Source organism: Streptomyces sp. NPDC107454, assembly GCF_055582885.1.
Genome location: NZ_JBVJPA010000010.1, coordinates 18,383 through 39,855 on the forward strand (window position 1 = coordinate 18,383; position 21,473 = coordinate 39,855).

Annotated in this window: 21 protein-coding genes and 1 pseudogene; 12 read left to right on the forward strand and 10 right to left on the reverse strand. The window is 68.3% G+C overall.

Features of this window, described 5'->3' with window-relative positions; genetic code table 11:
* Positions 1-608: 608 nt before the first annotated feature.
* Both ACZ69M_RS25580 and ACZ69M_RS25585 read left to right on the forward strand, forming a co-directional pair.
* A complete protein-coding gene (locus tag ACZ69M_RS25580) occupies positions 609-902 on the forward strand; it encodes a DUF1259 domain-containing protein (RefSeq protein WP_470053856.1) in 294 nt (97 codons plus the stop codon).
* Positions 902-2,107, forward strand: a complete 1,206-nt coding sequence (locus ACZ69M_RS25585; protein ID WP_470053237.1) for a cytochrome P450 — start codon at positions 902-904, stop codon at positions 2,105-2,107. The genes ACZ69M_RS25580 and ACZ69M_RS25585 overlap by 1 nt, the downstream gene beginning before the upstream one ends.
* Before the next feature lie 1,693 nt (positions 2,108-3,800).
* On the opposite strand, the gene ACZ69M_RS25590 is transcribed toward ACZ69M_RS25585, so the two are convergent.
* The 3 genes from ACZ69M_RS25590 to ACZ69M_RS25600 are packed head-to-tail and all read right to left on the reverse strand — an operon-like array spanning position 3,801 to position 5,796.
* Complete coding sequence (locus ACZ69M_RS25590; protein WP_470053239.1) at positions 3,801-4,859, reverse strand: CU044_5270 family protein; 1,059 nt, start codon at positions 4,857-4,859, stop codon at positions 3,801-3,803.
* Positions 4,856-5,593, reverse strand: a complete 738-nt coding sequence (locus ACZ69M_RS25595; protein WP_470053241.1) for an RNA polymerase sigma factor — start codon at positions 5,591-5,593, stop codon at positions 4,856-4,858. Before ACZ69M_RS25595 ends, ACZ69M_RS25590 begins: the two co-directional genes overlap by 4 nt.
* 44 nt (positions 5,594-5,637) lie before the next feature.
* The gene (locus tag ACZ69M_RS25600; RefSeq protein WP_470053243.1) at positions 5,638-5,796 is read right to left on the reverse strand and encodes a hypothetical protein; all 159 of its coding nucleotides are present in this window, start codon (positions 5,794-5,796) and stop codon (positions 5,638-5,640) included.
* Between the two features lie 179 nt (positions 5,797-5,975).
* Here ACZ69M_RS25600 and ACZ69M_RS25605 point away from each other — a divergent pair, with 179 nt between their 5' ends.
* Entirely contained in the window at positions 5,976-6,695 is a 720-nt protein-coding gene (locus ACZ69M_RS25605) for a DinB family protein (RefSeq protein WP_470053245.1), read from the forward strand.
* A 479-nt stretch (positions 6,696-7,174) separates the two neighbouring features.
* Here ACZ69M_RS25605 and ACZ69M_RS25610 read toward each other — a convergent pair whose 3' ends face one another.
* Positions 7,175-7,783, reverse strand: coding sequence for a DJ-1/PfpI family protein (locus ACZ69M_RS25610; RefSeq protein ID WP_470053247.1), 609 nt, complete (start codon positions 7,781-7,783; stop codon positions 7,175-7,177).
* Between the two features lie 164 nt (positions 7,784-7,947).
* The gene (locus ACZ69M_RS25615; RefSeq protein WP_470053858.1) at positions 7,948-8,358 is read right to left on the reverse strand and encodes a helix-turn-helix domain-containing protein; all 411 of its coding nucleotides are present in this window, start codon (positions 8,356-8,358) and stop codon (positions 7,948-7,950) included.
* Position 8,359: 1 nt separating this feature from the next.
* On the opposite strand from ACZ69M_RS25615, the gene ACZ69M_RS25620 reads away from it, so the two are divergent.
* The 5 genes from ACZ69M_RS25620 (at position 8,360) to ACZ69M_RS25640 (ending at position 13,298) form a co-directional block, all read left to right on the forward strand.
* Complete coding sequence (locus ACZ69M_RS25620) at positions 8,360-8,767, forward strand: YciI family protein (protein ID WP_352048906.1); 408 nt, start codon at positions 8,360-8,362, stop codon at positions 8,765-8,767.
* Positions 8,768-8,775: 8 nt separating this feature from the next.
* On the forward strand, positions 8,776-9,921 hold the full coding sequence (locus ACZ69M_RS25625) for an RNA polymerase sigma factor (RefSeq protein ID WP_470053860.1): 1,146 nt from the start codon (positions 8,776-8,778) through the stop codon (positions 9,919-9,921).
* Between the two features lie 297 nt (positions 9,922-10,218).
* Entirely contained in the window at positions 10,219-11,742 is a 1,524-nt protein-coding gene (locus ACZ69M_RS25630; RefSeq protein WP_452976283.1) for an APC family permease, read from the forward strand.
* Between the two features lie 364 nt (positions 11,743-12,106).
* Entirely contained in the window at positions 12,107-12,271 is a 165-nt protein-coding gene (locus ACZ69M_RS25635) for a hypothetical protein (protein WP_470053250.1), read from the forward strand.
* A gap of 676 nt (positions 12,272-12,947) precedes the next feature.
* The gene (locus ACZ69M_RS25640) at positions 12,948-13,298 is read left to right on the forward strand and encodes a VOC family protein (RefSeq protein WP_352048903.1); all 351 of its coding nucleotides are present in this window, start codon (positions 12,948-12,950) and stop codon (positions 13,296-13,298) included.
* A gap of 110 nt (positions 13,299-13,408) precedes the next feature.
* Here the strand turns inward: ACZ69M_RS25640 and ACZ69M_RS25645 are convergent, their stop codons facing one another.
* Complete coding sequence (locus ACZ69M_RS25645) at positions 13,409-13,999, reverse strand: TetR/AcrR family transcriptional regulator (protein WP_470053252.1); 591 nt, start codon at positions 13,997-13,999, stop codon at positions 13,409-13,411.
* Positions 14,000-14,366: 367 nt separating this feature from the next.
* Between ACZ69M_RS25645 and ACZ69M_RS25650 the strand changes: the two genes are divergently transcribed.
* Positions 14,367-15,329, forward strand: coding sequence for an alpha/beta fold hydrolase (locus tag ACZ69M_RS25650; RefSeq protein ID WP_470053254.1), 963 nt, complete (start codon positions 14,367-14,369; stop codon positions 15,327-15,329).
* A 65-nt stretch (positions 15,330-15,394) separates the two neighbouring features.
* Here ACZ69M_RS25650 and ACZ69M_RS25655 read toward each other — a convergent pair whose 3' ends face one another.
* Entirely contained in the window at positions 15,395-15,829 is a 435-nt protein-coding gene (locus ACZ69M_RS25655) for an ankyrin repeat domain-containing protein (protein ID WP_470053256.1), read from the reverse strand.
* A 171-nt stretch (positions 15,830-16,000) separates the two neighbouring features.
* Between ACZ69M_RS25655 and ACZ69M_RS25660 the strand changes: the two genes are divergently transcribed.
* Complete coding sequence (locus ACZ69M_RS25660; protein WP_470053258.1) at positions 16,001-16,984, forward strand: aldo/keto reductase; 984 nt, start codon at positions 16,001-16,003, stop codon at positions 16,982-16,984.
* A gap of 188 nt (positions 16,985-17,172) precedes the next feature.
* Here the strand turns inward: ACZ69M_RS25660 and ACZ69M_RS25665 are convergent.
* Both ACZ69M_RS25665 and ACZ69M_RS25670 read right to left on the reverse strand, forming a co-directional pair.
* Positions 17,173-17,333, reverse strand: a pseudogene (locus ACZ69M_RS25665) (IS5/IS1182 family transposase); the annotation flags it as partial.
* A gap of 46 nt (positions 17,334-17,379) precedes the next feature.
* Positions 17,380-18,915 carry an AMP-binding protein gene (locus tag ACZ69M_RS25670; RefSeq protein ID WP_470053260.1) on the reverse strand — a complete coding sequence of 512 codons (1,536 nt, stop codon included), beginning with the start codon at positions 18,913-18,915 and terminating at the stop codon, positions 17,380-17,382.
* Positions 18,916-19,508: 593 nt separating this feature from the next.
* On the opposite strand from ACZ69M_RS25670, the gene ACZ69M_RS25675 reads away from it, so the two are divergent.
* Both ACZ69M_RS25675 and ACZ69M_RS25680 read left to right on the forward strand, forming a co-directional pair.
* A complete protein-coding gene (locus ACZ69M_RS25675; RefSeq protein WP_470053262.1) occupies positions 19,509-20,030 on the forward strand; it encodes an HAD domain-containing protein in 522 nt (173 codons plus the stop codon).
* Positions 20,031-20,244: 214 nt separating this feature from the next.
* A complete protein-coding gene (locus ACZ69M_RS25680) occupies positions 20,245-20,751 on the forward strand; it encodes a SigE family RNA polymerase sigma factor (protein WP_054233906.1) in 507 nt (168 codons plus the stop codon).
* A 13-nt stretch (positions 20,752-20,764) separates the two neighbouring features.
* On the opposite strand, the gene ACZ69M_RS25685 is transcribed toward ACZ69M_RS25680, so the two are convergent.
* Positions 20,765-21,322 (reverse strand): hypothetical protein, encoded by a 558-nt coding sequence (locus ACZ69M_RS25685; protein WP_470053264.1) that lies wholly within the window; start codon positions 21,320-21,322, stop codon positions 20,765-20,767.
* Positions 21,323-21,473 lie beyond the last annotated feature (151 nt).

Genomic DNA, 21,473 nt, shown 5'->3' on the forward strand with positions numbered 1-21,473 from the left:
CGGCACGTCCGGCAGATGCCGGTGGGGATGGCTTTGATGGCTCGTGCGGCGAGCTGCTGAGCAGGCGCGGGCCATAGGCGGCAGCCAGTTAACCCACCTGGCGGGATGCGGCTGTGCCGATCAGCGTTCCACGAGGTCTCCTGTGCTTCCATCGCGCCAGGAGGCATATGTCATGGCTGAAAAGCGACAGCAGGACACCCACTCTCGGCTCACCCCGTCCCGGCGCCGTATGCCGGCCGCGGCCGCCGTTGCGCCCGTACTCACCGGTGTGCCCGCCACGGCCCGCGCCTTGTCCGCCGGACCGGAGGACCGCTCCCCGGCCGAGCCGGTAATGGCCCAGCCGACGGGCTGGGCGGGCGTGGGTGACGCTCTCGGCCCGACCGCTGACCTGAGGCGGTTCATGCACCACACGGGCTTGCCGTGCCGGGACCGCACGGCCTTCTCTCGCGGCATTCGGATCAACCGCTCGCTCGTTCTGGGCACGCGCGTGTCCCCCATCCGTCACCCGGACGACAGCACGCTTTTGATGGGCAACGCCGTGGTCACCGAGCGCGAACTGCAGATTTTCAGATGTCCACCGCGAGACTGTCACCGACGGCCGTGCGATCCTGCCTCCGAGACCGGTCGCCACCACTTCCGTCAACTTCCAGCCGCTCGGCGGCGGAAAGGCTGCCCCCAGCGGTGACCTGGTCGTGATCGCCAAGGAAGTCCAACCCGTCCTCGTGGCCCAGCCGCGCGGTGGCGTCAAACTCGTCGAGGCGCGCTACCACAACCTCACCGACGATCCACACATGTTCTTCGTCCACTACTGGGCCGTCGGCGATGCCGTCAGCCTCGCCGAGGCCATTCGCCGGGCCGTGGACACCCCCAACGTCGTACCCATGCCCGGAGGAGCCGCCTGATGACCGCGGACGACAAGACAAACATCTGCCCGTTCGACTTCAGCGAAGCCCTGGAGTTCGACCCTGTGCTCGCGGACCTGATGGACCGCGATTCCCCCACTCGCATCCGGCTTCCCTACGGCGATTCGGACGCCTGGCTGATCACCGGATTCGACGCCGTCAAGCAGGTGACCACCGATCACCGGCTCAGCCGGGCCGCCATCATCGGCCACGACTACCCCCGGCTGACCCCGGAGCCCATCGTCTCGCCCGAATCGATCAACGTGATGGACCCGCCGCACAGCAGCCGTGTCCGCCAGCTGGCCTCGCAGGCCTTCACCCAGCAGCAGGTCGACGGAATGCGGAGCCGGATCATCTGGCTCGCGGACGTCCTGCTGGACAAGATGGAGGAGGACGGCTCGCCGGCCGACCTGGTTCAGTACCTCTCCGACCCGCTTCCCCAGCACACCATCCTGGACCTCCTCGGCGTCGAACAGGAGGACTGGCCCCAGATGCAGGAGTCCGTGCGACAGTTGCTCGTCGTCGGCGCGGGCAACAAGGAGGCCGCGGCGAGCGCCAAGGCCGATCTGACGGACTACTTCGCCAAACTCGTCGAGCAGCGCCGGAGCTCCCCCGGCAAGGACCTCATCAGCGCGATGGCCGCAGCGCGAGACGGCGAGGATCAGCTTGACGACAGGGAACTGGCGGTCATGGCCCTGACGCTGACACTCAGCGGCCAGGACACGGCAACATGCCAGATCAGCGACATCGCATACCTGCTCCTGACGCGTCCCGAGCTGATGGAACACCTCAGGCGTCGGCCGGACTCCCTGACTGACGTCCTGCAGGAGATGCTCCGCCACATCCCGTTCCGCAAGGGGGTCGGTATCCCCCGGGTGGCCCTTGAGGATGTGGAGCTGGACGGCGTACAGATCCGGGCGGGCGAGTTCGTCCACGTGTCGTACCTGACGGCCAACCGTGACCCGAAACGCTTCCCGGACTCACACGTCCTCGACCCCGACCGGCCGTACCAGCCGCACATGACGTTCGGCTGGGGCGGACACCGGTGCATCGCGGTGCCCTTGGCCATGGCTGAGATGGAAGTGGCGATCGGGCGCCTCTTGAAGCGCTTCCCCGGGCTGCGCCTTGCGGTGCCGCCGGAGGAAGTACGGTGGGACACGGAGACGATCCGGCGCTTTCCACTGGAGCTGCCGGTGACCTGGTAAGAACAGGTGTCAGTAGCATCCTCGTCCACCCCTTGTACGAGCCCTGGTCCCGGGCTCAACGATGGGGGCGAGGATGCTGGCCGTGGAGGGCCGGCGGCCGCTGACGCTCATTCAAAGTGCCCCTGTCCGAGTGGGTCGCCCCGTACGGCCATTCGCGGAGCTTGCGGGCCCCTACGATGCGCGATGGCTTGCTGCTTAAGAGACCCGCGCTGCATCGCCATGGCACAAGGCTCAGAACAGCGGCTGAAGCGACCCCGCCGCATACAGCGGTGCGGCCTGGACGACGTCAGCGCAGCTATCGCCTTCGTCGACGATGCCACCATCTCGCTGGTTCGACGGCAGTGGCCGTCGGCGCCGGGCCGTGATCCGCCTGCTGGAGGAGACTTCCCGGCACGCGGGACACCTGGACGTCAACGTCCAGGCCAGGATGTATCTCGGACTGCCGAGGAGGTATTCCCCGTCGCGCACGTTGCGGCGGCATGCCATCGGGCCAGGTGTCGACGTGGCCTGGTGCCATGACCGGATGGGTTCAGCGGTCGCAGTCCTTGGACGGACGGCGTCATGCGACGGCCGGCGGCCGGCCGAGCGGGCAGTCGGTCGCGGCCAGGGCCATGTGCGACGACCACATCGCCCACTGGACCAGAGACGAAGCCTTCGCCCGTAGCGCCGACGACGAGGCGGGGCCGGCCTCGCATTGGGTCGCCCAGGAGGACTGGAAGCAGACATCACCCGCCGCCGGCACCGCTGTCGGGCAGGAGGGCGAGGGCCGCACTACTCGGCTTGGCACCGGATTACTGCGAGAGCCTGTGCGAACGCGGAGTCGTGGGTGCCCTTGGCCATGGCCATGGCCTGAACGAAACAACAGGGCCGGTGTACCGGAACCGGTCGGGGTCGGTGCTCGGGCGCCAGCGCCAGGTCCACCGTTCACCGCCGGACCTGCTACTGCGCGAGGCAAGGATCATCGATCGTCGGCTTCCTCCGCTCGCCTTCGGGGGTGAAGGTCAACGATCCTCGGAACGACCTCCGGCCAAAGCGCACTGCGAGAAGCAGCGGTTGCTCATGCTCGGGCGGCCACGATCCGGCCGCTGGATCGCTGCCGTTCCATAGGTGGAAGACCACCATCGGCTGCTGCGGATCCTCAGTGAGGTAACCAAGCGTCTTCCCGTACAGAGGGTTGTTCCCTCCGAACAGCACAGAGGGGGAGCCGAACTCCACCGTCACGTCCGCCCATGTGCGGTCGACGGTGGCCCACCGCCGGACACGGCCCGTGAGGGTCTCGTACGCCTCCCCCCGTGAGAACGTGGTCAGGCCGTTGCCAGCCTCGTCGATGCACGAACTCCGCGTACACCGAAGCGATCTCACCGCAGTCCGCCTGCGCGGGGAACAAGTCCCGGAAAGCCCCAGCAGTGCCGATAGAGGTCCAGAGCCCCCGGTCCTCCCAGTCCCGTTGAAGCTGGGCCCACGCCTCGGGCCGGCGTTCCACGAACAGCAGGTGATCAATCAGAATCCGAAGAGCCGTCTCGCCCCCGCACATCCCGGGCCCCTCATCGCCCTCAAGGCGTGACGCTGCACCGCCTCGATCTTCCAAGCGTGGCTCCGAGCGATGTCCCGAACATGGTCGCTCGTACGCGTATTCGCCGGATATGGACACGGACTCCCTCTGATCCGGCCGCGCGGCGGCGCCGAGGCTGACTCAGGAAGAGCTGACCGGCACCTCACCCGTGTTGTCCGCGACGCCAATTCCCAGGAGCGCGCTCTTGGTTGTTCCGAGGTAGACAAGACTCGACGAGTCGAAGACCCAGGCGTAGCCCTTCGGGGCGCCGTCGAACGTGAGGCCCACACCTTCCCGCCCTGCGGCATCCTTGACGTGGTCCACAACGCGCACACCTGGGAGCTTGGCGCCGGCGCGGTAGAGCGCGGCGCTGAGGTCGGGCAGCAGCGTGGCGTCGTCGAGTATGGCTCCGAGGTTCTCCACGACCACTTCCGTGCTGCGGCTCGCGTCCACATTCTTGGCGTCGCCGGAGAGCTTCTTCAGCAGCGCGTCGGGATCGGTAGGCAGAGCCTCAAGCTGCCGGAAGGTCAGATATCCGGTGCCGACCATGTTCATGACCATCTTCTGGGAAGGGTCGGAGAGCGCGACACCCTTCCGCAAACCGTCCCGCTTGCCGTCCACCGAATTCCATTGCTCTTGTCGGACGGTCCCCTTGTACTCCTCCACCTTGAAGGTCCCCTTGCGCTTCGCGAGGTCTTCGGGACTGCTGAAATCGACGCCCAACTCGCCAGCCGATCCTTGGGACTTGGTGTAGATGTACTGGTCGTCGCGTACCGTGACCGCCGGGCGGTCGGCCGCCGCCAGGGCGATCCGGTCCAGCAACTGCGTGGCCTTCCGGTGGTCGTCTGCGGTGACACCTGCGGCAGCGGTTTCGCGCTTGCCGTCATGTGCGCTGTCGACCGCCACCACGCCCAGGCCGACGACGGTAGCCAGTGCCAGTGGTGCCGCGACGAGTACGAGACGCCGACCGGGGCGCTGACGCGCGGGGGTCACAGGTGAGGTGCTCGATGAGGTGTTCGATGAGGTGTTCGTCGCACCCGACTGATTGCGGGTGGTCTCGTGGGTGATGTGCTCCATCAGGTGTTCCCTCAGTACGTAGTGGCGGTCCTGCGCGAGCACCGGACGGCCCGGCGCGGGCAGCAACTCGGCCAGGTCCTGGTAGTCGACCGGCTGATCGCGTCGTCGCGGGTTGGTGTTCATCGCTTCTTCTCCTGCGTGGACCGAGCCGCCTGATGGCGGCTACCCAGTGACTGTCCGACCGCGGCCGGGCGTTGCACTCCGCTCTGCCCGATGCCGCCTTCCGTGCCACGGCTGCCATCCCTGCCGTTCATGGCGCCCGTGCCACCTGCGCAGACCGTGCTGCCCGCACCACCTGTACTGCCTGTGCCGCCGTCGAGTTCGAGCTCGGTGAGCTTGCGCAGGCGCCTTCTCGCGCGCGAGAGCCGGGCCCGTACGGTGCCGACGGCCACGCCCAGGGCCTCGGCCGCCGTGGCGGCGTCCAGGCCCTCCCACACACAGAGCGTGAACACCTCGCGCTCCCCGCGGCGCATCTTGCTCAACGCCTTATGCGCGGCGGCCAGTTCCTCCGTGTCGGCCAGGCGCTGTGCCACCTCGTCGGCGAAGTCCGGCACGGGGTCGGGGGGTGGGACTCTGGTGAGCGCGGCCTGATGTCTTCGCGCCGCCCGCGCGGTATTGCGCGTGACGTTCGTCGCGATCCCCAGCAGCCACGGGCGCAGACTGTCGTCACCCGGCAACACCCGCTCACGCAGCCGCCACGCCTCCAGGAACGTCAGCGAGACGATGTCATCGGCCATGACCCAGTTGCCGGTCATCCGGACGGCATGCCGGTGGACCACCGATGCGTGCTCGTCGAAGAGTTGCCTGAACGCATCCGGATCCCCGGCCCGCACGCGAGCCCGCAATGAAATCTCCACACTCCTCCCTGTCCTCTGCGCGGCCCGCGCTGCGGTGATCCGCGTCACATCAGGGCCGGACCAGCCCTGCACAGCATCTCGCCGAAGTCGCGGACATGCCCGGCTGCGGCGTCCAACTCGGGGCGGCGGGTCAGGACGTCCTGCAAGGCGACGCGGTCCTCCTCGCCCAGGGCCGTGGGATGGCGGGTGAGAACGGACGTCACCGCCCGTCCAACCGCTCGAACCACCAACGCTGCGAACCTATGTGGTCACGGCATCAGGCGGTCGTCTCGGCTCATCGGAGATGCCCGGCGAGGAAATCGGTGGCGCCTCGTGAGGTGAGCCGTTAGCTTCCGCCTGAACGCGGTGAGGTACGAGACACGACGGCGAAGGGAACCAATGCATGGAGACCGAAGGCGTGCGGACCGACCGTTTGGGCTTGCTGCTCAGCCAGTTCGACCAGGCCAGGGAGATGGCCCAGGTGCGGCTCACGGGGCTCGGCGACGAGGAGTACTTGTGGGAGCCGGCGCCTGGTTGCTGGTCGCTCCGGCGCCGGAGCGAGGCGGCGACGCCCAGGGCGTTCGGGCCGGGCGAGTGGGTGCTCGACTTGGGCGAAGCGGACATCCCGGCGAGCGAGTACGCCGAGGTCGCCCGGCAGGCCGCCGGCGGCATGACCGTCGCCAAGATCGCCGATGACTGGAGTGTGAGCGCCGAGCGGGTCGAGCAGATCCTCGCCCACACCGGTACGCCGGAGCCCGACACGACGCCGATCACGACCATCGCATGGCGGCTGGCACATCTGCACTTCCACTTCGCGGGGGGATGGGAGTGGACCTTCGGTGAACGCCGGCAGGAGCCGAAAACGCTGGTCGACTTCACGCCCTCCGCCGCCGTGGCACTTGAGCGGTTCTGGGCGCTGATCGACCGCTGGCGCAACGACGTCGCCGCCCTCACCGACGACCAACTCGACACGGTCGGCTTCTCGCAGTACCCGTACGGCTCCGACCCCGACGACCCATACATTGCCGTGCTGTCGGGTGCCAACCTCGAATTCATCCATCACATGGCCGAGATCGCGTTGCTCCGCGACCTGTGGCGGGCCCGCTCCGCCACTCCCGGGTAGGCCTGGGCGCGCCGCGAGGGTGTTGAATGGCGTGTCCGGCCCATACGCCGACCTGCGGTGCGTAACCTCCAGCGTGAGCCGGCCTCGCTGCAAGGCCGGCTCGGCCGTCAGGAAAGCCTGGCCGAGGTCGTGGCCGCGACGGGCGGCCTGGTCACGGACAGGGCCGCTCGGCATGTCCTCCTCCGCGAGCGGACGGCAAGCGCAGGGTGGGTGGTGCTGGAACGTTGCTGCCGTACAGCTCGGCCAGCGACTGATGTACTGGAAGCGCGCCACGACGAGTGTCACGACTACCCGGTCGACGCACGCCAGGTCGTGGATCGGGGTCCGGTAGCAGGCGCACGTACCCGGTCACGCGCGCGGCGCGAGACGAGAGTACTGCCACATGTCGCGCGTACCCCTGACAATGCCACGCTCTCAACGCGCTCAGGAGTCGTCGCCATGATCTCAGGCGGCCCCGCAGGACTGATCGCGGAGGAGCGTCAGCCAAGTACGACCTCGCCCGCGTGGACGGCACGCATGGCGCGCGCGACAGTCTCCTGGTTTTCGCCGACCGGAGCCACGTACCCGATGACGTCGCGCGAGGCCTCCTCCCCGAGCATCCGGGTGATCACCCACGCGGCGAGATACTGTGACGCCAGACAACCGCCCGCTGTGGCGATGTTCCCCTCGGCGTGGAAAGGCGCGTCCAGCACGGTGATGTCGCAGGCCTCGACAAAGGGCCGGCTCGTCATGTCCGTGCAAACCGGCATGCCACCCAGCAACCCGAGCCGCGCAAGCACCAGTGCGCCGGAGCACTGTGAACCGATCAGCTGTCGCGAAGGGTCGAGCGACATCCTGGAGATCAGCCGGTCGTCGGCGACCACGTCTCGTGCCTTCACTCCGCTGCCGATCAGCACGACGTCGGCTTCGGTCACGAACTCCATCGGGCGCTGCCCGGTCACCTCGACGCCGTTCATCGACGTGACCACCGACGTCGGCGTCGTGATGAAGGCTTCCAAGCCGTCCTTACGGCACCGGTTGATCAGCGCGGAAGCGATAAAGCTGTCGAGCTCGTTGAACCCGTCGAAGGTGACCACGGCTACCTGCATCGCAACTCCTTCAAGTACGGCATCAGATCCCCAGTCTCCCTAGCGCGCCGTTCCGGAGCGAGGGCCAATCAGCGGCCGGTGGCATGCCTACCGGCGCTCTGCGCTCCGAGCTCCGAGCAGCAGTTCAGCTCAGCTCAGCGAGAGCGAAATCGTGCTCGCCGTCATCAGTGGGCGCGCACGCGACTGTCCGTCGGCGATCTGAGCTGCATCAACCGCAGCCCCCTCGACGTTCTCGCGCAGTGCTGTCTGATCCAGCACTTCGGCCGGTACCGGCACTCCACCCCGCGGTGAAGGAAACACCGGCGCCAGACACGAAAAGTGTCCGTGGTGATGCCCAGCCGCCGGGCGACCTCCGCAATCGCCTGCCCGTCCGCACTCTCCATGACGATCCGCGACCTCAGCGCCAACGACCGGGCACTCGAACGGGCCTGTCCGGCGGCTCCCCCAGGCGCGTCCCCAGGCTCATCTACGAGAGCCAAAAAAGAATCGGACGGGCATGTCGAGAAACCGTGGCTGGCTCCGTCCCCGTGGTGAACGCGACCACAATGGGTCGGACCAGCACCGAGGAGAAACACGATGGCCAAGTACTTGCTGCTCAAGCACTACCGCGGCGCTCCGGCTGCGGTCAACGACGTGCCCATGGACCAGTGGGCGCCGGAGGAGATCTCGGCCCACGTGCAGTACATGAACGACTTCGCGGCCCGGCTCGAGAAGACGGGCGAGTTCATCGACGGTCAGGCGCTCGCGCCCGAGGGGACGTGGGTCCGGTACGACGGCGAGGGGCGCCCGCCGGTCACCGACGGACCGTTCGCCGAGACCAAGGACCTGATCGCCGGCTGGATGGTGATCGACGTCGACAGCTACGAGCGCGCCGTGGAGCTGGCGGGAGAACTGTCGGCCGCCCCTGGGGCGGGCGGGAAGCCGATCCACGAGTGGCTGGAGCTGCGCCCGTTCCTGGGCGTGCAGCACACCATCACGGAATGATCGCCGACGTGAACGAGGTTCTCCTCCGGAGCCTGACACCGAGCGTGCTCGGCATCCTCGTCCGCCGCGGAGCCGACTTCGCGGCGGCCGAGGACGCGGTGCAGGACGCGCTGGTCGAGGCGGTCCGCGTCTGGCCGGACGACCCGCCACGGGACCCGAAGGGCTGGCTGATCACCGTGGCCTGGCGCCGGTTCCTCAACGCGACCCGGGCGGACGCCGCCCGCCGTCGGCGCGAGGACCTCGTCGACGAGGAGCCGGCGCCCGGACCCGCGCCCGCGGTGGACGACACGCTCCAGCTCTACTTCCTGTGCGCCCACCCGTCGCTGACGCCGTCGTCCGCGGTCGCGCTCACGCTGCGAGCCGTCGGCGGGCTGACCACCCGCCAGATCGCCCAGGCCTACCTGGTACCCGAGGCGACCATGGCGCAGCGCATCAGCCGGGCCAAGCGCACTGTCTCCGGCGTACGGCTCGACCAGCCAGGTGACGTCGCCACCGTGCTGCGCGTCCTCTACCTGGTCTTCAACGAGGGTTACTCCGGCGATGTCGACCTCGCCGCCGAGGCCATCCGGCTCACCCGGCAGCTCGCGGCCGCGATCGACCATCCGGAGGTGGCGGGGCTGCTCGCCCTCATGCTGCTCCACCACGCCCGGCGCGCGGCCCGGACGGCGCCCGACGGCAGCCTGGTGCCGCTCGCCGAGCAGGACCGCGGCCGGTGGGACACCGAGTCGATCGCCGAGGGCGTCGAGATCCTGCAGGCGGCCCTCGTCCGCGACCGGCTGGGCGAATTCCAGGCCCAGGCCGCCATCGCGGCACTCCACGCCGACGCGCCCAACGCCCAGGAGACCGACTGGGTGCAGATCGTCGAGTGGTACGACGAGCTCGCGCGCCTGACCGACAGCCCGGTCGTCCGGCTCAACCGCGCGGTGGCTGTCGGCGAGGCTGACGGACCGCGCGCCGGCCTGGCCGCGCTCGCGGCACTGGACGACGCACTGCCCCGCCACACCGCGGTGGCGGCCTATCTCCACGAGCGCGACGGCGACCTGACCACGGCGGCACGGCTGTACGCCGAGGCGGCCCAAAAGGCACCCAACCTCGCCGAACGCGACCACCTGACACGCCAGGCCGCCCGGCTCAACACCCGCGGAGGTCGCTGACGGTCGCAGGCGGAACGCGAGTCTCTTTCCCTTGAGTCTGTGCCTTACCGGATCGCCGATTTCGCACTCGGACGTCGTTGGAACGATTCGGGCGGTCGCTTCACACTGTCACGGACTTTCCCCGCAACGTAGCGAGTACATTTCGACGGTGTTTCCGGCGGTGTACTGAACTTGGGATTTGGTCAAGAATGGGATTCAAGCCTTGTCGCCCGTCGGATCACCGACACACCATGTGCCGAACATGACGACGCTCATCAGCAGGAGGCCCGGGTGTCCGCTGGTCTGTCCAAAATCGAGGTGGATACCACCACTCTCGCAGCGGAGTCCGAGCGGAACAAACTCCGCAAACACTTCGGCCGCTTCGACATCCTGTTCTTCCTGGTCTGCACCCTCGTCGGCCTCGACACCATCGGTACGGTCGCCGCCTCCGGAGCGGAGGCGTTCACCTGGCTGATCGTGCTGGCCGTCATCTTCTTCGTCCCGTCAGCACTGCTCACCGCGGAACTGGGCACGGCCTTCGCCGAGGAGGGCGGCCCGTACATCTGGACCAGCCGGGCCTTCGGGCGGCTGGCCGGAGCAGTCAACAACTTCCTCTACTGGGTGACCAATCCGGTCTGGCTCGGCGGCACTCTCTCCGTCTCGGCGGTCGCCGCGTTCACCACCTTCTTCAATGACGGCAAGGATCTGAGCACGCCCGCCTTCTACGTCTTCACCCTGCTCTTCATCTGGGTGGGCGTGCTCGCGGCGATCCTCTCCTTCGACGTCGGCAAGTGGATCCCCACCGCCGGGGCGTGGTCCCGTTTCGTGCTGCTCGGCCTGTTCACGCTCACCGTGGTCATCTACGCCTTCAAGCACGGCCTGCATGGTTTCGGCTTCGGCGACTTCTCCCCGACGTATGCCGGATTCGTCGGTCTGGTCCCGGTCCTGATGTTCAACTACGTCGGCTTCGAATTGCCCAACACCGCGGGCGACGAGATGACCGACGCGCAGAAGGACGTCCCGTACGGCATCTTCCGCGCCGCCGGGCTCGGCGTGCTGCTGTACGGTCTGCCGATTCTCGGCATCCTGCTGGTCCTCCCGGTCAAGGCCATCACCGGTCTCGGCGGCTTCCTCGACGCCATCCGCCAGGTCTTCACCGTCTACGGCGGCCACGTCGCCTCCGACGGCACGGTCACCCTCAGCGGAGCCGGGACCGTGCTGGGCGATCTGGCCGCAGTGATGTTCATCCTCACTGTGCTCTCCTCGGGCGTCACCTGGATCATGGGATCGGACCGTGCGCTGGCGGTCTCCGGGTACGACGGTGCCGCGCCGCGCGGCCTGGGAGTGATCTCCGAACGGTTCGGCACGCCGGTGCGCGTCAACCTGCTCAGCGGAGTGCTCTCCACCGGCGTGCTGATCCTCGCCCACCAGCTCACCGGTGGTGACGCGGGCAAGCTCTTCGGCGCCGTGCTCGGGCTCGCCGTCTCCACGACGCTCATCAGCTACCTCGGCATCTTCCCGGCGCTGCCGGTGCTCCGCCGCAAGTACCCGCAGGTGGAGCGTGCCTACCGGGCTCCCGCTGCCTGGCCGATCACGATCGTGCTGACGCTGCTGATCCTGTTCGCCTCGGTGCAACTGCTGGTCCCGGGCGCGCCCTTCGACTGGTTCAGCTCGGACTTCCGGCCGGACGGCTGGAGTTACAGCGAGCGCTGGACCTATCTGCTGACGGAGGCGGTGCCGCTGGCCGTCTTCATCGTCACGGGCGTGATCTTCTGGGCACTCGGCGCACCGACCCGCGCCAAGACCAAGAAGACAGCCGCCACAGGAGTGACCCAGGGTTGAGCCCCGGCTCGCCCTCCCCCATCGGTCCCGGTCACGACCGACACCATCTCTCGCCGCCCGGGCGAGCCTGCCCGGCCATTGGCCGAAGTCGAAGGCCGCGCTCACCGCGGTGAACCGCGACACGACGGTGCCGGATCAGCGGGCCGGCGCCGCGGTAGCCGCCGTCAGCGGTCACCGTCGTGTTGCCGACGACGGCCCTTGCTTCGGCCGGGCAGGCTTGCTCCATGGCCGGCCTCGACGGACCGTGTCCGCTCCCTCGCACCACACATTGATCATTTCACCGTGGCTTGGGCCAGGCCCCTCATCCAGGTTCTCGACCGCCGGCCAGACGTCGTCGCCACCACAGGTCAGGACGCCACTGCCGATGAGCGGCGAACGGATCCGGCAGCGTGCGCTCGACGTACCTGGTGTCCAGGGCACGCACTCGGTGTTCCAGCTCGACGTGGGCCCGGGCGGGAAACTGCCGCAGGACCTCCCCAAGCACGTCGCGAGCGTGCCGCACGTCGTCGAAGGAGCAGCCGCGGCATGAACACTCCGCATCCTGCGGATACAGGGGTCGTCGGCCGGGTGGTTGCAGAAACGCTCGATACCGCCGTAGCGCACGGTCGGTGGCGCCGGGGTAGACGTAGTAGTCGTCCGAGTACCTCTCCACACGCCCGATCGCGACGCTGGTTCGGGCAGAGAGGCCGTGGATCCGGTCCGGAGGCAAGCCCCACGCGACCCGGAGAGACTGTTCAGCGCGCAGCGCGCCGGGCCGCTTACGCGGCATCGGCCTTTCGGCACATGGACATGAGCATCATCATGTCAGCGTATACGGTCCGTCGGTTGTCAGGACGCCGCAGACAATCGGCATCCGGCCGACTTGGGTCGGTCCTGGTTACGTGGAAGGTGTCTCGTGGTCAGACCGGTACGAGCGTCTCAGCACCGGGTATGTGAAGGTGGACTGACGGCTGTTGACCCGCTCGGCAGGATGCCGGGGCCCCGGCGTTCCAGAGGCCTCCCGTGGTCGCAGTCGGTCAGGGCTTTCGAGTCAGGGCTGTCGACGGGCCGGGATGCACCGGCCCACAGCCGCCTTGACACACCGTTGATCACTTGCCGGTGATCCCGCCAGTGGCTCTGCTCAGACGGCTGACGGGCAATGAACCGCAACACCCTGTGCGACGACGCAGCGCCGCGATGTCCGTGTCAGGACCTACCCTGGACGCATGATCACTGGTGGGCACATCATCGTATACAGCCGTGATGCGGAAGCGGACCGGGTCTTCTTCAGGGATGTTCTGGAGTATCCGCATGTCGACGTAGGAGGTGGCTGGCTGATCTTCAAGCTTCCGCCGACCGAGATCGCCGTGCATCCCACGGACGGCCCGGAGACACAGGAGCTCTATCTGATGTGCGACGACGTCGACGCAACCGTGCAGAGCCTCACCGCGAAAGGAGTGGAGTTCACGCAGCCCGTGACCGACGCGCGCTGGGGGCGGCTGACCAAGTTCCGTCTGCCGGGCGGCGGCGAGGTGGGCCTGTACGAGCCCCGCCATGAGCTGGCTATCGACTTGTAGGGCATCCCGGCACTCGGGATTCGTTCGCGACCTCACCAGCGCCGGAGAGCGGAAAAGTCACCAACAGGGGCGAGTCCCTGGAAGGCCTGCGTCAGATGCCATGCCGGTCGTCACTGCGGCCGGCGCAGTCCGGCGATGAGGAGGCCGACCAGTCGGCGTGCGTCGTAGCGCGGATCGCTGTCCGCACCGACGCAGAGGTTACCCACGCCGCGCATCAGCTCAAGGCCCTCAAGGCCGGAGAGGATCTCGCCGCGAGCGGCCGCGGCGTCGAGCAGTTGGTTGCACACGGGCACGAGCCGGTCGAGGAAGTAGGCGTGCAGCGTGTCGAAACCGGCGTTGTCGGGCTGCAGCACGCCGGCGAGTCCGTGCTTGGTGACGAGGAAGTCGACGAAGAGGTCGATCCACTGCCCCAGCGCGGCGTATGGAGTGGCGCAGCTCGCCAGGAGAACCGGACCGGCCTCGGCGCAGGCGTCGACCTGGTGACGGTAGACCGCGATGATGAGGTCCGCCCGTGTCGGGAAGTGCCGGTAGATCGTGCCCATCCCGACACCGGCCTTGGCCGCGATGTCGCGTACCGGCGCCTCTACGCCCGAGGTGACGAAGACTGCGGCGGCCGCATCCAGCAAGGTCTGTCGATTACGCCGGGCATCCTTGCGCTGGGATCCCGCCGCACTTCCCGCGCCCTGACCGCTGTCGTTCACCGCGGCGATCCTTCCATGAGACTTGCGAAACGGAACGGTGCCTCGTATCGCCTACGGAGCTGGGTTCCGTTTTCCTGCATTGTGGCAGACCACGGGATGGGCTCCCAAGCCGTCTGCCGCCAACAGGCTTCGCCTGGACGAACACCCCCCGAGCGCACGGCTTCGGGCTGCCGATCCAGGATGCTCGGCCTTCCTGTTGAGGCCCCCCACACAGTGGCCGGCCACTCCTGCGGAGGTGTCCCGCTCGCGCTGGCCGGCCTGACCCCGTTCACCGTTGAGCCAGTCGCTTCGCCGGCTCGCTGCGACACGAGTGAGGCGGGCTGTTGGTGAGCCGAGCGCGAAGATCACGGCACGTACCCTTATGCACATGGTTGAGCATCGAATGGTTGACGTGAACGGCGTTCGGCTGCACATCGCCGAGCAAGGCGACGGCCCCTTGGTAGTGCTCCTGCACGGCTTCCCTGAGTCATGGCACTCCTGGCACCGCCAGATCGGCCCTCTGGCCGATGCGGGCTTCCGGGTGGTCGCCCCGGACCAGCGTGGATACGGACGCAGCGACCATCCCGACGCCGTCGACGCGTACACCATCCTCCACCTGGTCGGCGACGTCGTCGGACTGATCCACGCCCTGGGGGAGGAGAAGGCGTACGTCGTCGGGCACGACTGGGGCGCGCCGGTCGCCTGGCACACCGCGCTGCTGCGACCGGACATGGTGCTCGGGGTGGCGGGCCTGAGCGTGCCGCCCCCGTTCCGGGGGACGGAGCCTCCGCTGGCGGCCATGGAGAAGAGGTTCGAAGGCCGCTTCTACTGGAACTACTTCAACCGCCCCGGTGTCGCCGACGCCGAGTTCGCCAAGGACACCCGCACCGCGTTGCGGAAGTTCTTCTATTCGGCCTCCGGCGACGCTCCGGGCGCCCGCGAGGGCATGCAGCCGCTGGTCGACCCCGAGCGGGGCTGGCTCGCGGCCATGCCGGACCCCGAGGTGCTGCCGGACTGGTTCACCGAGGAGGATCTCGACGCGCTCACCGAGAGTTTCTCCAAGGGCTTCACCGGGGCCCTCAACTGGTACCGCAACCTCGACCGCAACTGGGAACTGACCGCTCCCTGGCACGGCGCCGTCGTCACCCCGCCCGCCCTGTACATCTACGGCGACCGCGACTTGGTTCCGGCGTTCCCCGGCACTCCCGAACTCATCGAGCGCCTCCCCGACCTCATGCCCAACCTCTGGCGCAAGCCCCTCAAGCTGGCCGGCTGTGGACACTGGACTCAGCAGGAACGTCCGGACGAGGTGTGTGCGGCGCTCATCGAATTCCTCAGGGCCTGTGCCTGAGTCCGGCCTGAGGTGGCTCTTGAGGTCCATTGTGCTGGTGGGATCCGTGATGGCGAACGGTGGGGCTAGGTAGTTCTCCCGCGGGGCGTCGCCCCCGCCGTGGTGAGGAGATCGGCGGTTTCGGGATGAGGGCCTTTGAGTGCCCACTCCAGCGGGGACCAGCCTGTGCCGTGATCTTCCCGGAGGTTCGGATCGGCGCCGTGTGCCAGCAGTTCGCGCACTGTCTGGGTGTGCCCCCAGCATGCGGCCGCGCACAGGGGTGTGCCGTCCGCGCCGAGTCCGCTGCTCTCGGTGTCAGGGGAGGCCCCGGCCGCCAGGAGCAGGCGGGCGATCTCGGCTTCCCCGTTCACGGATGCCTCGTAGAGAGGGGTGGTGCCCTCGCTGTCGGCTCGTTCTGGGTCGGCTCCAGCCCTCAGAACCGCCTTCACGCGGGCGGTTTCACCCACCAGAATCGCTTCGAAGAGACGATGGGAGAGCTTCTTCCGCTGCCGCTGGTTCATGACGGCCGAGGTTAGCGACCGGGCGCGTGGCGGGGCCAGTCAGTTCCACCATGCTGGCCGCGGCCGGCATGGTTGCCGCCCAGCGGACCACACGCTTGGAAATTCCCTTGGGAACGTCTCACGCGCCACGGCAGGATGGTCGCGTCACCAGCTATACGAGGGGAACGGTGGATGAGGCGAAACCGGCTTGGGAAGAGCAAGGTGCAGGTCACAGAACTGGGCTTCGGTGGCGGACCGCTCGGGGGACTCTTCGCTCCGCTGGACGACGAGACCGCCGCGGCAGCCCTTGAGGCAGCCTGGGACAGCGGGATCCGCTACTTCGACACCTCTCCGCACTACGGCATCGGTCACTCCGAGCGCCGGACCGGTGGTCTGTTGCGCGGCAAGCCGCGTGAGGAGGTGACGCTGTCGACGAAGGTCGGCCGGCTGCTGGTCCCGCAGGACCCGGCGGGCCGGATGGACGAGAGCTTCATGGTGCCCGCGACACATCGTCGGGTGTGGGACTTCACGCGGGACGGCATTCTGCGCAGCGTGGAGGACTCCCTCGAGCGGACAGGCGTCGACCGTATCGACGTGTTGTTCCTGCACGACGCGGAGCAGCATTTCGAGGATGCGTTGCGCGAGGGCTGTCCGGCGCTCGCCGAACTGCGCGGCCAGGGAGTGGTGGGCGCGATCGGCGCGGGGATGTACCACCCCGGCAAACTGACCAGGCTGGTCAAGGAGTCGGACGTCGACGTAGTCATGCTCTCCGGCCGCTACACGCTTCTGGACCAGAGCGCCCTCGACGAACTGCTGCCCGCCTGCACGGACCGGGGGGTCTCGGTACTCGCGGCGTCGGTCTTCAACTCCGGGCTGCTTGCCACGGCCCGACCTGTCGAGGGTGCCACCTTCGACTACGCGCCCGCCGCGCCGCAGACGTTGGAGCGGGCGCATCGCATCGCCGATGTCTGCGAAACACACGGTGTGACGCTCCCGGAGCTGGCCATGGCCTTTCCGCTCCGCCACCCCGCCGTCTCGGGCATCGTGGTCGGCATGCGTACCGCCGACGAAGTACGCCGCAACATGGCGGCGTTCGGCGCGAAGATCCCGGCTCAGGTCTGGGACGATCTGCGCAGCGAAGGCCTCTTGGACGAGCGGGCACCGGTGCACGTCTGACGATCACCGGAACCATGATGCGCCGACCAACCCTCAGGCTCTGCCCAACACGTCTCCCTGGCCCGGCAGTTCGCGGACGAGCGGCGTGAAGTGCTGATTCGCTCCGCGGCGTGGGGTCCTTCTCCCGATCACCTGACTCTATGTCAACCGGCCGGGCGGGGCGCCTCACTTCCAGGAGCGAACGACCGGTTCCCAGCGTGCTGGTGAGCCCGGCAGGAGGTGGAGTCCACGCTCACCATCACCATCGACCAGTCGACGCCTTCCGCGTCAGCGTCCGCGAGGACGGCCGCGAGAGCTTGTCCCACGTGCCGTCCGCCGACCAGCGCCGATGCCGCTCGTACACAGTCCGAACACCTCACCACCAGCAGCATCGGCACCCACCCCGGTAAAACAGCTCAGCCGACTCCTCGCTCGTGGCCCTCCCAATACGGCTCCCGCAGCTTGTACTTCTGGAGCTTGCCGGTCGTCGTACGCGCCAACTCCTCGCGGAACTCCACCGAAGTAGGCGCCTTGAATCCGGCAAGACGCTCCTTGCAGAACCGGATCAGCTCGTCCTGCGTCACCCGCACGCCGGGAGCAAGAACCACCAGCGCCTTCACGGTCTCGCCCCACTTCTCGTCAGGCACCCCGATCACCGCGACCTCGGCAACCGCCGGATGACTGAACAGGACGTCCTCCACCTCGATCGAGGACACGTTCTCCCCGCCCGTGATGATCACGTCCTTCTTCCGGTCACTGATCGTCAGATGGCCGTACTCGCCGATCGATCCCCCGTCCCCCGTGTGGAACCAGCCTCCGGACAACGCCCGCGCACTCTCCTGCGGCTGCTCCCAATACCCCTCCAGAACCACGTTCGAGCGCGCGAGAACCTCACCCTCGGCGTCCGTCCTGAGCGTCACGCCCAGCGCGGGAGCACCGGCCCGCACCAGCTTCTCCGCCCGCTCCGCAGCGCCGAGACCGTCCCACTCGGCGCGGGCACGGTTGACGGTCAGCAGCGGCGAGGTCTCGGTCAGGCCGTAGATCTGAATGAACTCCCACCCCAGCTCCGACTCCACGCGCGCGACCGTCTGGGTCGGCGGCGGAGCGCCCGCAACGATGATCCGCACCCGATCACGGCCGGGGATCTCCCCCTCCCAGGACTCGGCGGCCGCAAGCACCGCCCCCACGACCGCGGGCGCCGCGCACATCACCGTCACACCGTGCTCGGCCACCCGGCGCAGGATCTCGGCCCCGTCCACCTTGCGCAGCACGATCTGTGGCACGCCCAGGGCCGACATCGCGAACGGCATGCCCCAGCCGTTGGCATGGAACATCGGCAACGTGTGCAGATACACGTCCCGGTCCGTCACCCCGGCGTGCAACGCGAAGGTGACCGCGTTCACCCAGATGTTGCGATGGGTGATCTGCACCCCCTTGGGCCGGGCCGTCGTACCACTGGTGTAGTTGATGGTCGCGGTGGCGTTCTCGTCCGGCTCCCAGGCCTGCGGAGCGGTGCCGAAGCGGTACAGCTCGGCATCGGCCGCGGCGCCGAGCGTGAAACGGTGCCTGCAGTCGACATCGGCCAGACGCTCCGTCAACTCCGGATCGACCAGGAGCACATCGGCCCCCGAGTGACCGACGATGTAGCTCACCTCGTCCGCCGTCAGGCGGAAGTTGACCGGGACCAGGACCCGCCCGTAACCACTGACACCGAAGAACGACGTCAGAAGCCGCGCGCTGTTCGGCGAGACCACCGCCACGCGCGCGCCCAGCGGCACACCCAGCGCATCCAGCCCGGCAGCCTGAGCCCGCGCCAACTCCCCCACTCGCCGGTACGTCAGCCCCTCCCAGACCTCAGCCGGTTGGTCCGGCTCGTCCACCACACCCACCCGGTCGGCATACACAGTGACGGCACGGTCCAGAAAGTCATGGACCCCGAACGGGACGATCATCACAGCCTCCGAAGCTTGAACGACACAGAGCCTCTATCCCGCCACGCCCTCGCCCATCCCGACAAGCCGTCCGACACCCTGCGAACTACTCGGCACCACCCCGCCTCGCGAGACCCGGCCGACCGCGGTTCTACGACCGCACGGTCGCCGTGGCGACGGCGTAGATCCCGATGTGGTTGCCTACGAGCCGGTTGTCGCGCACGACCGGTGCCCGGTGTGCTTGCCATGATGCCCGCGTGCTGGATCTCGCCGAAGGAGTCCAGGCCGCAGTCCGGATCTGGTATCCGGCAAGTCGTTGACTCTGACGGTGCTGTTCGGCCGTTCTGATGCGTGGGAATGCCATTTCGTTTCCGCTCTCGTGCGGTACTCCATGGGGCCGCGGCATGACCGTGGCTCGCCTGCCGACTGCGCACGCAACGTATCCACGGTCCGGAGTGCGGGAACTCAGGGACACCTGATCGCGAACCTGCTTCCCCCTGACGGACGACCGGCGGACCTCGAGCGGATCGCCGTGAAGGTTCGGCGGCCGGCCGCAGGGCTGACGTGGTCGAGACAGTCCAGTCCCCGTTGCGATCGGCCGCTACCGTGCCGGTGTGACTGGCTCTCCGCAGCGTCCGCTGCTGTTTCTCGATGTCGACGGACCGCTCATCCCGTTCGGTGCGGCGCCCGAGCAGTATCCGGCCCCTGCCACCTGCCTCGAACCACTCGATGCCGACGCGAATCCACTCCTGGCCCGACTCGATCCCGCGCACGGGCCTCGGCTGGCGGCGCTCCCGTGCGAGGTGGTCTGGGCCACGACATGGACGGCTGACGCGAACGAATGCATCGCCCCGCGCATTGGTCTGCCGCAGCTGCCCGTGGTGGCCTGGCCGGAACCGTCCGACATCGATGATCAGGACGAGCGGAACGGACTGCACTGGAAGACCCGCACCCTTGTCGCCTGGGCGGCGGGACGCCCGTTCGTCTGGGTCGACGACGAGATCACCGACACCGATCGGGCCTGGGTCGCCGCTCACCATCCAGCGAACGCCCTGCTCCACCGGGTCGACCCCCGCCGTGGTCTGACTGATCACGACTATGCGGCGATCGACTCCTGGTTGAGGCGGTTGTTCTGACTCTCAGCCAGGTTGGCGCCGCACGTGAGCCCAGCGATGGGCAACCGCGCCCCGTCCGTGCCCTGGTGGCCGGAGCACCGGGTAGCCGCGGCGGGCCCGCTCCGCGGCCTCCTCGCCGGACGTGACCCGCATCACGCGCCGGAAGTGCATAGCGAGGGGCTCACCAACGTCTTTCTCCAGGTGTACGAAGCTGGCAAGTGCGGGGACGGTGCGGATGGAACGGGCTCAGGCCGAGAGTTTCGACGGGTTCGTTGCGGCCCGTTGGTCGGCGTTGTTCCACCTCGCCCGGCTGCTCTGCGGAGGTGACCGGCACCGTGCCGAGGACCTGCTCCAGGAAGCCCTGGTCAAGCTCTGGTTCGTCTGGCCGAAGGTCGCGGACGAGGCGCCCGAGGCGTACGTACGCAAGGTCCTGGCCCGCGCGGCCGCCCGTTCCGCCCGCCGGCGGTGGTGGGGCGAGCGGCCCGTGGAGCAGCTGCCCGACCTGGCACAGACCGGGGACGAGTCCGCCGCCGTGGTGGAGCGGACGCGGCTGGAAGCGGCCCTCGCTCAGCTACCGCCCCGGCAACGGGCCGCCGTGGTGCTGCGTTACTACCAGGACCTGCCCGAGAAACAGGTCGCGGAGGTACTGGGATGCCCGCTGGGCACCGCCCGGTCCCACGCGTCACGCGGTGTGGCGCGACTGCGTCAGATCCTGGCCGATGTCATCGAGCCGGTGGGGTGAAAGGAAGCATGGATCACTTCGAGCGGGAGTTGGCGCGGATGATGCGCGACGCCCAGGAGTACACCCCTTTTGAGCCCGCACAGCAGGACCGGCTCAGGACGGGAGTGCTCGTCCGTCGCCGGGTCCGCGCGGCGCAGAAGGCCGTGGGCTCCGTACTGGTGGCCGCCGGGCTCGGCGTAGGCCTGGTCCTGCTGCCACACGCACCGGACCGCGACCAGCCCCAGTCCCCCGTGCCACAGCCCTCGACCAGCTCCTCCTCCCCGACCAGCACGCTGACTCCGCCCCAGCCCCCCAGCAGCAGCTCTACCGGCTCGGCCCCCACCACGCCCACGGCACCGATCACGACAGAGAGCGCGGTGGGGAGTTCGAGCTCGGTCGGCACCGGTCCCCCCGGGACCGCGACTGCCGGTCCGCCGGCCACCACCCCGGCCACAGCGAACGGAAGCGTCACGTCGTCGTCCCCGCCGCCGACGACAGACGAGCCCTCGTCGTCCGTCAGCGCGACCGGCGGCGGGTAGCCGCCGAGCGCACGGCCGGCCGTCCCGGCCGCTCCCCCACTGAATTCCCGCACCGCCCCTTATCCCTGCTCCGCACCGGCCCTGCTCCCTTATCCCTGCTCCGCACCGGCCGTACTCCCTGATCGCAGCTCCGCCGTGAGCGCCTTCGGCATGCCCTGCGACAGCACAGAAACCTGGATGAACCATGACCAAGACCGCACGGTC

What these genes read in the sequence shown, in the direction of transcription:
- ACZ69M_RS25605 (WP_470053245.1), top strand. Translation starts at nt 5,976, where the DNA reads ATGGAGACCGAAGGCGTGCGGACCGACCGTTTGGGCTTGCTGCTCAGC.
- ACZ69M_RS25585 (WP_470053237.1), top strand. Translation starts at nt 902, where the DNA reads ATGACCGCGGACGACAAGACAAACATCTGCCCGTTCGACTTCAGCGAA.
- ACZ69M_RS25620 (WP_352048906.1), top strand. Translation starts at nt 8,360, where the DNA reads ATGGCCAAGTACTTGCTGCTCAAGCACTACCGCGGCGCTCCGGCTGCG.
- ACZ69M_RS25590 (WP_470053239.1), bottom strand. Translation starts at nt 4,859, where the DNA reads ATGAACACCAACCCGCGACGACGCGATCAGCCGGTCGACTACCAGGAC.
- ACZ69M_RS25655 (WP_470053256.1), bottom strand. Translation starts at nt 15,829, where the DNA reads ATGAACCAGCGGCAGCGGAAGAAGCTCTCCCATCGTCTCTTCGAAGCG.
- ACZ69M_RS25610 (WP_470053247.1), bottom strand. Translation starts at nt 7,783, where the DNA reads ATGCAGGTAGCCGTGGTCACCTTCGACGGGTTCAACGAGCTCGACAGC.
- ACZ69M_RS25640 (WP_352048903.1), top strand. Translation starts at nt 12,948, where the DNA reads ATGATCACTGGTGGGCACATCATCGTATACAGCCGTGATGCGGAAGCG.
- ACZ69M_RS25670 (WP_470053260.1), bottom strand. Translation starts at nt 18,915, where the DNA reads ATGATCGTCCCGTTCGGGGTCCATGACTTTCTGGACCGTGCCGTCACT.
- ACZ69M_RS25650 (WP_470053254.1), top strand. Translation starts at nt 14,367, where the DNA reads ATGGTTGAGCATCGAATGGTTGACGTGAACGGCGTTCGGCTGCACATC.
- ACZ69M_RS25660 (WP_470053258.1), top strand. Translation starts at nt 16,001, where the DNA reads ATGAGGCGAAACCGGCTTGGGAAGAGCAAGGTGCAGGTCACAGAACTG.
- ACZ69M_RS25635 (WP_470053250.1), top strand. Translation starts at nt 12,107, where the DNA reads ATGAGCGGCGAACGGATCCGGCAGCGTGCGCTCGACGTACCTGGTGTC.
- ACZ69M_RS25680 (WP_054233906.1), top strand. Translation starts at nt 20,245, where the DNA reads ATGGAACGGGCTCAGGCCGAGAGTTTCGACGGGTTCGTTGCGGCCCGT.